This window comes from Anditalea andensis, from assembly GCF_000714815.1.
GTDB lineage: Bacteria > Bacteroidota > Bacteroidia > Cytophagales > Cyclobacteriaceae > Anditalea > Anditalea andensis.
Map to the genome: position 1 here is coordinate 17,099 of NZ_JMIH01000001.1, position 14,561 is coordinate 31,659.

Genomic DNA, 14,561 nt, shown 5'->3' on the forward strand with positions numbered 1-14,561 from the left:
TGAGAATTTAATTTTTTTTATAATGTAAAACTTCAAAAAAATAATATGAAATCAAGCATGACGCAAGCGCAAGCGGCATACACTGGGATTATTATTAATGCGAGGTTCCATCCCGACCTGCGGTACTGGACAAGTTATAGCCTTTAAAAAACAAAAGTTAATCAGATGAAAACATCATTACCCATTATTAAAAAAAGAGTAGTTTGTGAATTAGCTACGCGTAAATCTGAAACAGTGCAATCAAGGAAATTGATGACAAGTGACGATAGGACTTGTACTTGGTATGGGATTATTAAAAAATGACTCTCGTTTTTTATTCCTTACATGGCATTGTGCAAAGAACTCCAAAAGGCGTGCATCACGAAGTGAACATACCAGCCCAAACCAGTATGATTTTTCAGGATTCTAAACTCCCTTTTGAAACCAGTTGGATCCTATTATAGATGGGTATTTCTCTGTAAATAGGTTCCTTGGGATGAACTATTGAGCCTTTTCAACATACACAAACCTCCGAAAGGGACAGGAAGACCTAACCTGAATCCCAAAGTTCTATCCGCTGGACTGGGAGGCACTCCTTCCCTGAGTTTTTCAGCATGGAAGTAGCTGGCATAACATATAATAATATTGTTAAAACCAGCCTCTATGTTCTAACACCAAAACCAAGTCCAGATGGCAATCTGGACTTGATTTAATTGATTGGAGAACCTGTATTTTTCAGCAGGCCCTAATTTTTATCATTGAGTAAGGTCTAAAGACACAAAAACAAAACACTAAGTTCAGGTAGATATTATGATTGAGTTTAGTAACTTGAAGATGCTGAAATTCACCAAATCCTTATTATAGTATTTTTTTTCGAATCCTTTTAGTGATTTTTTAAATTAAGTTGGTCTAAGATTATGCAATGGTGGTCTAGAATTATTTTATTAAAATTATAATGTTTTTATTATTTATAGTACCTAATGTTGTTATTGATTTGAAAATATAGTAGGTTATATATTTTATTTTTTGGTGATCTGTAAATTTACTATATAGATGAATTATTTTTAAAATTATATAATGTAATAAACACTCATTTTACTACATAAAAGATATATATATATATATATATATATATATATATAACTTAAGTTTCGCACAAGTGATTTAACCAAAAAACAGAGCATATATTATTTTCAATATGTACCTTGATTTTGTTCTCACGGTTTTTTTTTAAATCCATTTCATTTTAAGCTGCTATACTTTAGGGCTTATCGGAAACTTCCCGCAGAAGCTTTAAGATTAAAATGTTCATTTCCTCATTCTCAAATAGTTGTTCCATAAACAGGTTCATTTCCATTGAAAACTTTTCCGCTAGTTTTGTCACGATCTCGATGAACAGACCCCAAAGCCTTTGCATTAAGGAAAACTTGAGTAGCTGTTCCTGTGATTCCCTGAAAAGGTGCCCCTTTGATTCATAGTCTTGGAATCGCTTCTTTAAGGTCAGCATGATGTACTGCACCATAGAGATAGTGATGGATGCAAAAGGGGCGTCCAGATCGTTGGACTGGCATTTGCCCAGTCCCAGGTGTTGCTTACTTTCCTTGTTACAAAGCTTTCCATAAGCTTTTTTATGGAAAGTAAAAGTTTATGCAAACTAGCCAATGTAAACATGATTATGAGGCGTCTTAAGCATATTTACTTTACATAAACTCTTTACATAAAAAAAAATCTCATGAAAAGCCTTACACATAAATCTCTCAATTTATATTTGACAAAATAACATCGAATTCAACTCTTTATTCATATCATAAGCTTTGCACTGGTTTCAAGGTGGTCATATCCTTGTATCCCTAAAATTTGCCCTGTTGAAGTATTGACCTATATTTCAGATATATATACACCTTTGCTGATAAACAAAAGCTGATATTTCCGATAACCAGAAACCAATTGCGGAAAAATCCAAATCCTAGTAATATCACAAAAGCTTCCTTGAATGCTAAAAAATCCTAGGAAGTAGTTGATTGTTTATAAATTGATTTTGTATAGTTGACTTACTAATAAATTAAATATCAAATTATTACACATTTAAGCTTTACATAATTATTTACTTTTAATAAAAGAATACTTCAATAGCCCACCTTAACTTGTAAATTTCCATTGCTTTGATGAAGGAAAGGAAAAGGTCAGTGGAAGCGGTCAGGTGCCATTATCCCCTTCTGCCGTAACGGCTGAAGAACAACAGGAGGGGCGCTCCCTTATAATCCTCCATTTCAGGTATATAGTGGGCGTTAAGTTTGCGGTACATTTTATTTTTTCATGGAGGGCAACCAGTTGTTTGACGGTCTTCTCGGTGCCGTTGAAAACTTGATAAAATGCAAATCCTAAGGCTTGCAGATATGTCCTTTATAAAAAGGAAAGAATATGTATTGATCTGCGGGGCCACCGGATCAGGGAAGGGTTCATAGCTTTAGCGTTGGGAAATCAGACATGTATGCAGGGGTTCAGGCCCCTCTATTTCAATACCACCAAGCTTATCCCGAAACTGAAAATGCTGAAAGCTGACGGCTCATACATGAAGGAGATAGTGAGAATAGAAAAACAGGATTTACTGATCCTGGATGACTTCGGTATACAGCAATTAGATGTAATGGGCAGAAGGGCGCTTCTTGAAATCATAGAGTACAGATACGGGAGGGCTTCAACAAAAGTGGTATCCCAAATTACGGTAACAACATGGATCGATACGATAGTACATAGCAGATGCCATCTTTGTAAGGGTGGTAAACATCGAACACAGAATAAAACCAAACCAAATTTTTGTGGGGCCATTTTGCCCAGAACAGGGGTCGGTATTGTATAAGATATCCAATAAACAAAATAATATATTTCATGATTATAAAAACAATAATCATTAATATCCATACAATGCACAAAAAAAGACGATTATTAAAAATCGGCTTTTTAAAACTTAATTCCAGGTTGATTTAAAAAAAAATATTTTAGATTCAGGTGAAAATAATACATCTTGATGTCTATTTATTTGTGGCCATCCATAATTAATACTAAAACCTATATTCTATTCCTGTTCCTACCATAAATACTTTTATATTAGATGTCAAATAAAGTTTTAAATCTATTGGATGAAAAATTGCAATTACAAAGAGTGACTAAGAACCATCATCACTTGAAAAATAACCACCTCCTTGTAATACTACCCATCTACTTTCTAAATATGTATCCATTATGCTTTGTTCTTTGAAAATCTTGCATGTTCATAGTACGAATTTCGACAATTGCCTTCGGGAAAAACTATAGTCCGTTTTATTTTAGGATTATAGCCGCTGTAAAGGTCGTATTTTCGTGATTAATCATAGGGGTTGGGGTTATCTCTTTGCCTTCAAACACTATACGGTAACATTTAGCAGCATGATTTATTTTATCATGTGGAATATCCCAATAGGTAATAAATTCATGTACCGCATCATCGCCAAATATATAAGGACATTTCAGCTTGTAAGTGAGTTTTTTCTGTTCGCCACAATTTTTTACAGATAAACCAAAATGATTTGTCAAATGACTATAACCATTATAGCTTACCATTCCTAATTGTGGAAGGTTAACATCTGGTATAAAGCCTGGTCTGGCAGGAGCATTGTAAGTAGTATTATCCCAATTCTGACATGGTTCTGATACAATAATATCCAATGTATATAAAGAGTCTTTCACAGCGCCTGAAGAGTCATTGAATTCAATTCCTTTTACCAAATCATTTCCAGAAACATCCTGAAAGCTCAAGTATAAATTATATCCAATAGACTCTGGGGGTGTATTAAAGGAAAGTAAATCACAGGAAGAAACGTATATCATCAAAGCCAATAGTCTCACTATTCTTAATGTTTTCATAGTAATTATTGTTTTGTAATATAAAAATCTTGTCGTGCATATTTAAAATCACCATTGCCTGAGTTTACATTATTGAAGGCAAACCAGCCATTGAATTCTTTATTACGCCAGCCCCAATTCATGTGGAAATACAGAGAACCTATGCCACCTAATACTCCCGGAGAAGCCTTCGTATTCCAACCTCTGGTGAAAACTCCATTTCCGTATGGCTGCCACTCAGTAAAATATTGCATCTGACCCGTTGTTACTTGACGTGCACCATCGCAAATCCAGTAATGGCTCTTACCAATATAATCAAAAGGCGAGGGAAGAGGAACATTATTAGCATTGCCTCCCATAATCACAGGTCTTTTATAGGTAAAAAGCTGTGTTTTTACTGTTTCGAAATTATGGTTAGCGCGGGTTACATTGTAACCTAGAAGTTTAATACCACTTTCCATATTGGCTGGAGTAGCATAAGAAAAAGAAGAAGTATACTGCGTATTTATATTAATACCAACAAGCCTAACTAGAGCTGCATGGTCTGAACCTGATCGTGGATTTATAGGAATATTACTCCAATTGAAGGCATAACCATTCAAACTAAATGATTGAGGGTGTTTATAATGGTTGATGACTTGAGCTACGGCGATGGCGCCACAACCAGCTGGGCTACCGTTACACAAATCATTAAAAGGCTCACTTTGATACCAATTTGTAGTTAGCAGAGGACCAACCTGTTCGTCTTTATATACATTTTTATAGGCAAAAACAGAAAAATTATTTGGAGAATGATTAAATTCTGCGCTATAACTTAAATCTTTATATAACCCAGAAAATCCAGCATCATCGAGTACATATTGAGCTTGAGATAATGGCAAAAAATTCCATCCTTCTCCTCCAAATTGCATCTGGAGTTCATCACATCGGTTCCTACAAGCTATCTCTCCACTGCTAAGCGAACTTTTAAGCTGTGTATCCTGCGCTTCTTTAGAAGTTAAAATGTCTGCCGTTTCGTAACCTTTCCAGAGATTTTTCATTGCAAACTTAACTGAGTCTTTTAAAGCGTTACTTGTTTTGATTGCTTCTTTTGTTTCTTCCAACCATCCAGTTACACCATTCAGTTCAGATGGTATTTCAAAAGAATTTTCGTCTGAGTACGCCAGAACCGGATAATAATTTTTTGTACTCCCCATGATAACAAATCCCCCATCCGGGTAATTTATAATATACATTAACGGGTTGCCTCTTTCACTTAATGTTTCAAATGAAGCACTACCTTTCCGGGCTCTCGAAGAATTTTTTATTGCATCATCACCTTCAGTTAGCTTACTGAAAAACAAATCAGCAACATCTGCCGCCTTGTCTAAAGAAACGAATGTATCTTTATCAAGTTGGGGGGAAATCTCTTGCTTTTTTGCAAACTCATCATTTAAATTTAAGTCCTCTATTTCAGTACATGCAAATAGTAAAGCCGTAGTAAATAACAAAGCTATTATTTTTGAATTAAAAATTGGGTTCATTGTTTTCATAAAATTTGTATATAAGTTAAAAATCAATTGTGAAAGCATCTTATACCATTGGGGAGTAACGCGATGATAATCTTCATAATTGTACCCTTAATAAAATTACTAGGGTAATTTTTATTGATCTTAAAGTAAAATTAGTTTAAAATTTAACATTAAATATAAATTTTAAATTAATTTTTTGTTATATTTATTAAGAAATATTTCATTGATAATAAGTGATTAACTGGTTTTTGTAATATTGTATCTTTTACCATTATTTTTTTTTCACTATAATAATTATAACTGTTACCACTTGTATTAGTCGATGAGGTTATTTCGAAATGATCTTCAGGTACTAAAATTTTAATTCTTCATCCGCTTTTTGCCACGATCTCCAATTGGTTGGATTTAAATTTATAGTTCTGTCTTAAGATTTTTATCGGTTTTATAGGTTAATTATACCCAATATTACAATAAATGAAACTATACTATTTAATTTTTAGACGAATCATTCATATGTTTAGACGAATCATTCATATATTTATACTAATACTAATTTCTAAATTAACCCTGTTTACGAAACCCCAAAACTAGTTTAGCGCAAGGTCAACAGCTCATCGGTATAAAATTCTTTGTAAAGGTTTTCGGTGAACCTTTTGTGGTAAAGTTCGGCCAAGGCTCCGATGCGCCTCTGTTTCATTTTTTCGATAGTGTCGTATTCATTTCATAGTTTTATATGGATTGGGTTTTAATGTCTGTGGATGGTTGAGCTGTAAATCCCCCTGATGTTTTTATGTTTAGGTATCAAACGGTCCTTCAGAAAGGGGATCTCCTCCATATCCATTTTGCTCTGCAGCACCCGTTCAAGGATATGGTATGAGGCTTTTTCGAATCCAAGAGCTCTTTTGCATGCCCTTTCAAGGCATTCCGGGTCGTAGCTTTTCAAAAAAGGCTAGGATCCCCTAGGCCTGCTTGTAGTCGATTTCCGGGAAGTCGTTTTGCCCGATCAGCCTGCCAATATATTCTTGGGTGTACGGTCCACTCTTTGGACCAGACTTTGAAAAAACACTGGACTCCATTCATTGATGTACTGGTGGCTGCTGGGCATATGGTCATCCTCTGAGATGTAGTGGCCGGCTTTGAAGCTCCTTTTGTATAAGGCTATCCTTTCCTGCCCGTAGAAGAACTCCAGATTGTAATGCATTTCCACGGCAAGTCCGATGTAGCGGTGGGGGGAGCTGTAATAGTTCTTGTCTTCTCCCATGAAAATGTTGGATGTTTTCTGAACGGTGGCTTTTTTATAATTCCAGATACTGTAAATGCCTCTAGGAAGGGGCTGCAAAAACTCTTTCTCATAATTGCTTTAAGAATTGAGCAAAATAGTACTATCAAAGATCAATTTTAGCTCTTGGGAATTCATGTCCAGCAAATAATAAAATTGCATGGTCTCTGACCTTGCACTTATGGTATTAAGTCTCTGACACAAAATGGTCACTTAAAAGTTCTTAATTCTAATTATAAAATGCATGAAAGATTACATACAGCTCTACCTGAAAGAAAGAAAAATCATCACCTACCTAACGATGAAGCGCATAGAGGAAATACTCCCCGCAAATGAATTTATGCGGGTAAGCCGTTCTTATATCATCCGTAAATCTGCCATCAAGTCCATCAATGGCAATATGCTGGAAACCACGGTGGGGGAAGAAGTCATGATCGGAGGGACGTATACAGAGGCTATCCGAAATGAGATAAATGAGTGGTTGAGGTGATCTCAAATCATATAGCCAATTGGTCTAGGATTTTAGAGCCTTAGTCTAAAAAGTTTATTTTCAGGTTTAATGCTTCTTACCTTAATTAAATAAAAAAGTAATATATCATAACAAAGTATTTACTACAAGTATCAAATTGAAAAATTACAATAACATGAAATATTTATTATGTCTATTTGTAGTGCTTTTTACCTATAATGTATACGGACAAAAAATATCAAAAAACAATATTTATTCCTCCTATTCTTATGTATTAGGTGAAAAGTACGCTGGGGGTAATCTGACTGGTCATGGATTTACTATAGGTTACAGTAGATATCTTTCTAATAGATTTTATGGAGACATTTCTTACGGAAAGTTGGATTATGAAGGGGAAAACAGTTCTATTTTTTTACCAAAAGAAGAGACTGGTAGATTTGATATGTCCTTTTTTACCTTGGGCATTGGGTATGACTTAATCCAAAGATCAAAATTTATTTTATCTTCAGAAGCTGTATTCCTGAGAATTAGCAATACTTTACTTCAGCATCAAATTGGAGATGGGGATTATATGGCATTAAGAGAGACAGGACGATCTTCTGATATCACAGCTAAAGTTGGGTTAAAAGCAAGGGTTTTTCTTACCGATCAGCTACAACTGATTCCTTCTGTAGCTTATGGCTTGCAAATACAAAGGTATGAAACCAGATGGCTGAACATAGGTGTAGGTTACTCCTTTTAAAGTTTAGTTCTTGACAAAATTAGATTGCGATTTTTATCTTTTAGTGTGTAGAGAAGCAAATTTATAAATATGGCTGATTCGGAGCAATCAGCCATGTTTAATTTTTTTCATTAAAAAAAGACTATTTCATAAGGTAAGCCCTGCTAAGCATTGTTTTAAAATCACTTACTTATATCTAAAATCTATATCATGAAACCATTTGCAATATTTGCTTTAATAGTAATCGTTTTTGTTTCCTTTTCAAATACTTTAGAAGCACAGGTTTACCTGGGTGGAGGAAGGGCGGTAAGTTTTTTTACGCCTGCTTCCCTTGATCACCAGTATGGATATGGGGCAATTATACAGCGTCAGATTTACCTCGAAGAAAGTAGATTTTCATTGACACCGACTTTACAGGGAGCTTTGTTGACCAACAGACAATATTTTGAATATTTACCGGAATATTATACGACAGTTACGCTGAGTACCCATTTGAATTATGATGTTTTATCTATAAATAAATTCAGAATAACGCCATTTGCCGGCCCTTCTTTTATTTGGGCCACCGGTTTGCAGGCCGGAGGACTCGTTTTTGATGCTTTGCCGGTTAATTTTTACAGATTGGGATTGGAGGCAGGATTATCTGCTACCTATATTTATTCTGAAAATTTCAGTGTCAAGTTCATTCCCTTGACCTATATATGGGGCACTAGGGAATATGTTCAGGGAAATGTGCTGAGTTTTCTTTTTCAGATTAAATAGGGAACCACTGATTTTTTATTATTTAGCGAATTCACGGTGGCTTAGTTATGCAGAATTTATTGGATAATCTCCTTTAAATACCTAGAACTAGGTATTTTTTATTTGGTTTTATTTTCTGAATATTGGGATGTATCCAAATAAAATATTAAGATGGAAAAAAGGACCATACATACATATTCTGCAAATAGAATATGGAAATCTGAAAAGGAAGGATAGGCAAATCAAAGGAGGGAAAGAGATTAATATATTCAGGTTTGCTGTGATATAATCCTTAAGGAAGTCTGTTGCACTTATAAAGGCACATGATCAGGTACAGCTAAGCTAAATTGTAAGATTAACTAGAGAACTTGTCCATTGGTTAGCATAGGCAAAAAGGGTAGATTTAATTCAAAATCCTTACCAAGGCTTCCTATAATGGACCTGGTACATTCTCAGCTTTAAACTCTGCCCAAAGCCATTATAGCTATTCCTTTTCCTTTCGTTTCTCTATAATTTAAATATCAATTTAGTCTAATAAATCTCCCACTTTGTATAAAAAAGTTGTGCAACAAGCGGGCTGGGGGTTAATTTCAATGTTTTAAACTAAAAATTCCTGATATGGTCGAGGAAGTGAACTTTTTAACAACATAAAAATGAAAAATCTGAAAGGGAAAATATTTTATCTGGGATGTATCATCGCCCTTTTTTACGTTACTTCAGCCTTTCAGGTAAAGGCACAGGGACTGATCAGTGGCCGCGTGATGGAAAGCGAAACCACTGGAGCTGCTTTTGCCACTGTCTCGATACTAAATGTGTCTGATAGCGTGATGGTCAAGGGTGCCATTACCGATGAGGAAGGCAATTATTACTTGAGGCAGGTACCTAGGGGCAGGTATTTGATTGCCATCTCCTCCGTCGGTTTTGAAAAGGTATATCTGGACCCCATCGATTATGAAAGCTCCCAGTCACTCGAACTGCCTGAGATCAGGTTGCATGAAGCCTCCCTTGCATTGGGTGAGGTAGTGGTGACTGCCCAGCGTCCCATGATAGAGCGGAAGGCAGACCGGTATGTCATGGACATGGAAGCTACCCCATTTCAAACAAACAATCTTTCAGAAATCTTATTGGCTACCCCATTTGTCCAATCCAAAGGGGGCGGTATTTCCATTAATGGCAGAACAGGTATTTTGGTCTTGGTAGACAATGTGCCAGTACCAAGTGCTACGCTGGAATCCCTATTTGAATCCATGTCTGGTGATGAAATAGATAAGATTGAATTTATCACCAATGTATCTTCACAGTATGATGCAAACGTAAATGGGGTCATCAGCATCACTACCAAAAAGGCCAAATCCATGGGATTTACCGGCTCAGTAAGGGGTAATTATTCTCAAGGAGTAAAGGGTAAATTCCGTGGCGGCGGAAACCTTACTTATAGAAAAAATAACCTGACCGCCTATGCTAATATTAATATGTTTAGGGGCATCAATTACAATGAGTCTACTACTTTAAGGTATTTAAATATTGAGGGCAATGACCTGTTGTTCAATGAATCGGAAGTCATTAATTATAGGGTTTCTTGGCCATCTATCCGTACCGGCTTAAATTATAGTTTGGGAGATAACCATTCCATTGGTATGCAGGTATCCCTGGTTGGCCCTCAAACTTTTCCTTCATTGTCACAATCTGAAACGGCTTTTTCAAATCCTCTGGGGACCACTATAGATTCTATTTTAGTCAAACCTATTATGATTGAATATGACGGAACGGTCAAAAGCTACAGTCTAAATTATGAAGGAAAACTGGATACGCTGGGTAAAACAGTGGAGATGATCATGACCTATTCTACCGTGGCCAATATCAGGATATTTAGTATGCTTTACCAGGACATCTTCAATCCGCAGGGAGAGCGGATAAGAAGGCTTGATGTTATTAAAAACAACAATTTAGGCTGGTCCAAAAACTGGATAGCCCAGGTGGATTTCCAGCTGCCATATCAAAATAAAATCAGATTTGATGCAGGACTGAAGTATTCCCGTTCCCGAGCCCATTCAGACATTTCCCAGGAAATTCAGGAAAACGGTTCTTTTGTCCTTGTTCCTGAATTCAGTTTCCTAAACCGGCTAAGCGAAGATATCTATGCCGGATATTTTAAAGGAGGGAAAAGCTGGGATAGTTTTTCTTTAAATGCAGGCGTAAGAATGGAGCAGACTAATATGGAAGGCAATGACGCTGAGGTAAACCGCCGGTTTTTCAATATTTTCCCTTCCCTAAATCTCGAAAAGAAGTTTGCCAATGAACTTTCAAGCTCATTATACTACAGAAGAACGATCAAAAGGCCAGGATTTAATAGTTTGATGCCTTTTAGGTTTGTGATAGATGATTATACCCAAAATGTTGGAAATCCAGCATTGCAACCTGTTATGATGGATAATATAGCCATGTCCTTATTAAAAAGCAGTAATTTATTTGTAGAACTCTCTTATACGCATAATCAAAATGATTTTACTACCATACCTGTTCAGGAGGGTACGGTAACTGTCTTTCAGGAAAGGAACTTCAATAGCCAGGTATACCAGCTTTCTTCCAATTATTCACATGAATTTTTTAAATGGTGGACCTGCGCTTTCTATGGCTATGTGAATTTCACCCAAGCTGCCTCTAATTTTACAGAAGAGGATTTCAGTCTGGAAGGATATGGGTCCAGTGTCAGTTTGACGAATACTTTTACCTTACCTAGAGATTTTTCTTTGCAGGTTTACTATAATTATGATGGGCCATCGGTATATGGTTTAATGAAATTTGGTGCCATGAATTATTCCCGCGTATCTCTAAAGGGAAACCTATTGGACAAAAGGGTGCAGTATACTGTGGGTGTTGCGGATATCTTCAGAGGTACAGTGTACAGGGCAGACATAAACTCCCTTAACATTCTAACATCCTATGCAGGATATGAAGACACCAGGCGGGTAGATTTCGGATTAGTTTACAATTTTGGTAAGCGAACCGTTAAGTCAGCTCCTACCAAGGATTTGGGCAATGAAGATGTATTGAACAGAGCCAATTAAACATAGTAAAAGCTCTGGATGGATTTTGTAATCCAAAATCAAATGTCAGTAGCATACTTAGCATCTTATCAGATTTGGATGATACGATACTAAGTATGCTTACTATTTTTGAGATAGTGTCGTCTGATATTGCCCTGTTAGTTATAAGGTAACTTTAGTTTGCTGATAAATATTTTTTGCTTAGTGAATAATAATTCCTTCCATCATACTTAAGTCATGAAGTTTGCAGCATCACTTGATGATAATAAGTTGACTGTTATCAATTACAAGCTTACCAAAACATTGATAAAAACATCGTCAGCGCAAGCCACTTCTCATTTATTTATTAATTAGTCTAATAAAATTCCCGCTTGGTACTGTTTTAACATCATTGAAGATGTTTGCAGCTATTATTTCAATTCCTCTATGGTGGGATTAAGGGATCACAATTAACCGAAATCAATTACATAGAAAGCTAATTTCAATTCCTCTATGGTGCGATTAAGGGAAAAAGTCACCTAATAGAATGATTGAGGTAACTGTATTTCAATTCCTCTATGGTGCGATTAAGGGAGACCCTAGAGAGGGGGCAATTAAAACCCTTGAAAATTTCAATTCCTCTATGGTGCGATTAAGGGAATGGACTTAAGGATGTCAATGAGGATCCTGATAAAATTTCAATTCCTCTATGGTGCGATTAAGGGACGATAAGGTTTTGTTGTTTCTCTTTCTGCTATCAGATTTCAATTCCTCTATGGTGCGATTAAGGGCGACCACGATGCAAAGGTAAAAACTGAACCTGCAATATTTCAATTCCTCTATGGTGCGATTAAGGGGTTCAAACAATCTTTAAAATGTAAAATAACCCTATAATTTCAATTCCTCTATGGTGCGATTAAGGGTATCTTTCGCTTGCCTTGTATGTTGCTTTTGTTCCTCATTTCAATTCCTCTATGGTGCGATTAAGGGCTGCTATGAAAGCTTGGCGCGGCGAAGGTGATCTGAATTTCAATTCCTCTATGGTGCGATTAAGGGATAAGTACGCTATTCCAGTAGATAAGCTAAAAAAATTTCAATTCCTCTATGGTGCGATTAAGGGTACAGAAACTACAGCGCAAACTAGGACTCAACCCCGAATTTCAATTCCTCTATGGTGCGATTAAGGGCAATGTTCCATATGTTTTCATGCCAGGCGTTCCAGCATTTCAATTCCGCTATGGTGCGATTAAGGGGAGAGAGCTAAAGCAAAGGCGGAAAGATTTTCAAAAATTTCAATTCCTCTATGGTGCGATTAAGGGTTTATCAGTTTTTGACCACCCATAGCTTCTTAAACCATTTCAATTCCTCTATGGTGCGATTAAGGGTCTATCTTAAAATCTTCGCTGTACTTCAGCAATCCCATTTCAATTCCTCTATGGTGCGATTAAGGGAGTCGATAGAGTTGTTATACTCATCAAACCAGACCAATTTCAATTCCTCTATGGTGCGATTAAGGGTGTCCCGCATTTCGGACAGCTTGTCCAGCCATTCGAATTTCAATTCCTCTATGGTGCGATTAAGGGAATTATGACAATTGTGTCATGAGAAATGATTCAATATTTCAATTCCTCTATGGTGCGATTAAGGGGGAGTCCTGCGACAGCTACATGCAGTTTTGGAAATTATTTCAATTCCTCTATGGTGCGATTAAGGGCTTCGTAAAATGCAGCATGTATGTTGATGATTCTTATTTCAATTCCTCTATGGTGCGATTAAGGGAGTTCTACATGAACCACGGCATGATCAACCCTCCCCATTTCAATTCCTCTATGGTGCGATTAAGGGGATCAGATAAGTGCAGCAAATATCAACCTTAATTTATTTCAATTCCTCTATGGTGCGATTAAGGGGAAGAGGAAAACTTCCCCGGTCTAAGGGTCATAGAAGATTTCAATTCCTCTATGGTGCGATTAAGGGAATACTGCACGCTACTGAGCAGGTACGAAAAGGATGATTTCAATTCCTCTATGGTGCGATTAAGGGTATGAATAGCGCCCGTCCTCGCCCTCCTCGTAAGCCTATTTCAATTCCTCTATGGTGCGATTAAGGGAGAATTAAGGGGGTACGTATGGGCCACGGACAAGAAATTTCAATTCCTCTATGGTGCGATTAAGGGGCCTTCAGCTTCAGCAAAAATCCAGTCTGGTAGTGCATTTCAATTCCTCTATGGTGCGATTAAGGGTACGATCTTAGTACGCGCCCTGAGCTTGCGCAGCTTGATTTCAATTCCTCTATGGTGCGATTAAGGGGGGAACGCGAGTCTGTAACGCGCATGCCCTGGACCGATTTCAATTCCTCTATGGTGCGATTAAGGGTACCATAAACCCCCAGGCGATTGACATTGTTGCCTCATTTCAATTCCTCTATGGTGCGATTAAGGGTGTCAAAATCAAACAGTATCTACAGCGTGAGCTATATTTCAATTCCTCTATGGTGCGATTAAGGGCTACCTAAGACGGAAGATATAGGAGCCACTAAACAAATTTCAATTCCTCTATGGTGCGATTAAGGGATCCACTGCCGATATGATAAAAATATATTGTGTTTATTTCAATTCCTCTATGGTGCGATTAAGGGAATAAGAAAGAAATGCCTTTAAATTTCCCAGAAGTAATTTCAATTCCTCTATGGTGCGATTAAGGGCAAAATACATGAGGGATAACGGTGTAGAAATTCATGATTTCAATTCCTCTATGGTGCGATTAAGGGTGCGATGCAGGAAGCCCAGAAGGCGGGTAAGAACTTATTTCAATTCCTCTATGGTGCGATTAAGGGTGGCACGTACCGCCTCAGAAGTAGAGGGCATGGATCATTTCAATTCCTCTATGGTGCGATTAAGGGCCTGGACATAGTCCTGTGAGGACCTAAGCAACCTTATTTCAATTCCTCTATG

General features: G+C 36.9%; 9 protein-coding genes and 1 CRISPR repeat array. Of the genes, 5 read left to right on the plus strand and 4 right to left on the minus strand.

Annotated features, from left to right (window positions below):
- Positions 1-1,240: 1,240 nt before the first annotated feature.
- On the minus strand, positions 1,241-1,501 hold the full coding sequence (locus EL17_RS00080) for a hypothetical protein (protein WP_035068387.1): 261 nt from the start codon (positions 1,499-1,501) through the stop codon (positions 1,241-1,243).
- Positions 1,502-2,440: 939 nt separating this feature from the next.
- Here EL17_RS00080 and EL17_RS00085 point away from each other — a divergent pair.
- Complete coding sequence (locus EL17_RS00085) at positions 2,441-2,839, plus strand: ATP-binding protein (protein ID WP_262482628.1); 399 nt, start codon at positions 2,441-2,443, stop codon at positions 2,837-2,839.
- Between the two features lie 461 nt (positions 2,840-3,300).
- On the opposite strand, the gene EL17_RS00090 is transcribed toward EL17_RS00085, so the two are convergent.
- The 3 genes from EL17_RS00090 to EL17_RS00100 form a co-directional block, all read right to left on the minus strand.
- Positions 3,301-3,882, minus strand: coding sequence for a hypothetical protein (locus EL17_RS00090; RefSeq protein WP_035068389.1), 582 nt, complete (start codon positions 3,880-3,882; stop codon positions 3,301-3,303).
- A 5-nt stretch (positions 3,883-3,887) separates the two neighbouring features.
- A complete protein-coding gene (locus tag EL17_RS00095; protein WP_035068391.1) occupies positions 3,888-5,393 on the minus strand; it encodes a C10 family peptidase in 1,506 nt (501 codons plus the stop codon).
- Positions 5,394-6,375: 982 nt separating this feature from the next.
- On the minus strand, positions 6,376-6,633 hold the full coding sequence (locus EL17_RS00100) for a hypothetical protein (RefSeq protein WP_164674878.1): 258 nt from the start codon (positions 6,631-6,633) through the stop codon (positions 6,376-6,378).
- 253 nt (positions 6,634-6,886) lie between these two features.
- Here EL17_RS00100 and EL17_RS00105 point away from each other — a divergent pair, with 253 nt between their 5' ends.
- The 4 genes from EL17_RS00105 (at position 6,887) to EL17_RS00120 (ending at position 11,650) form a co-directional block, all read left to right on the plus strand.
- Complete coding sequence (locus tag EL17_RS00105; protein WP_262482629.1) at positions 6,887-7,141, plus strand: LytR/AlgR family response regulator transcription factor; 255 nt, start codon at positions 6,887-6,889, stop codon at positions 7,139-7,141.
- Between the two features lie 154 nt (positions 7,142-7,295).
- Positions 7,296-7,862: a hypothetical protein gene (locus EL17_RS00110; RefSeq protein WP_035068396.1), complete on the plus strand. Its 567-nt coding sequence runs from the start codon at positions 7,296-7,298 to the stop codon at positions 7,860-7,862.
- A 189-nt stretch (positions 7,863-8,051) separates the two neighbouring features.
- Positions 8,052-8,603: a hypothetical protein gene (locus EL17_RS00115; protein ID WP_035068399.1), complete on the plus strand. Its 552-nt coding sequence runs from the start codon at positions 8,052-8,054 to the stop codon at positions 8,601-8,603.
- Between the two features lie 632 nt (positions 8,604-9,235).
- Entirely contained in the window at positions 9,236-11,650 is a 2,415-nt protein-coding gene (locus tag EL17_RS00120; RefSeq protein ID WP_035068402.1) for an outer membrane beta-barrel protein, read from the plus strand.
- Between the two features lie 391 nt (positions 11,651-12,041).
- Positions 12,042-14,509: direct repeats of the CRISPR family, unit length 30 nt; unit sequence ATTTCAATTCCTCTATGGTGCGATTAAGGG.
- Positions 14,510-14,561 lie beyond the last annotated feature (52 nt).

Coding starts and splice junctions, on each gene's coding strand:
- EL17_RS00080 (WP_035068387.1), bottom strand. CDS start 1,501: ATGGTGCAGTACATCATGCTGACCTTAAAGAAGCGATTCCAAGACTAT.
- EL17_RS00090 (WP_035068389.1), bottom strand. CDS start 3,882: ATGAAAACATTAAGAATAGTGAGACTATTGGCTTTGATGATATACGTT.
- EL17_RS00110 (WP_035068396.1), top strand. CDS start 7,296: ATGAAATATTTATTATGTCTATTTGTAGTGCTTTTTACCTATAATGTA.
- EL17_RS00095 (WP_035068391.1), bottom strand. CDS start 5,393: ATGAAAACAATGAACCCAATTTTTAATTCAAAAATAATAGCTTTGTTA.
- EL17_RS00120 (WP_035068402.1), top strand. CDS start 9,236: ATGAAAAATCTGAAAGGGAAAATATTTTATCTGGGATGTATCATCGCC.
- EL17_RS00100 (WP_164674878.1), bottom strand. CDS start 6,633: ATGGGAGAAGACAAGAACTATTACAGCTCCCCCCACCGCTACATCGGA.
- EL17_RS00115 (WP_035068399.1), top strand. CDS start 8,052: ATGAAACCATTTGCAATATTTGCTTTAATAGTAATCGTTTTTGTTTCC.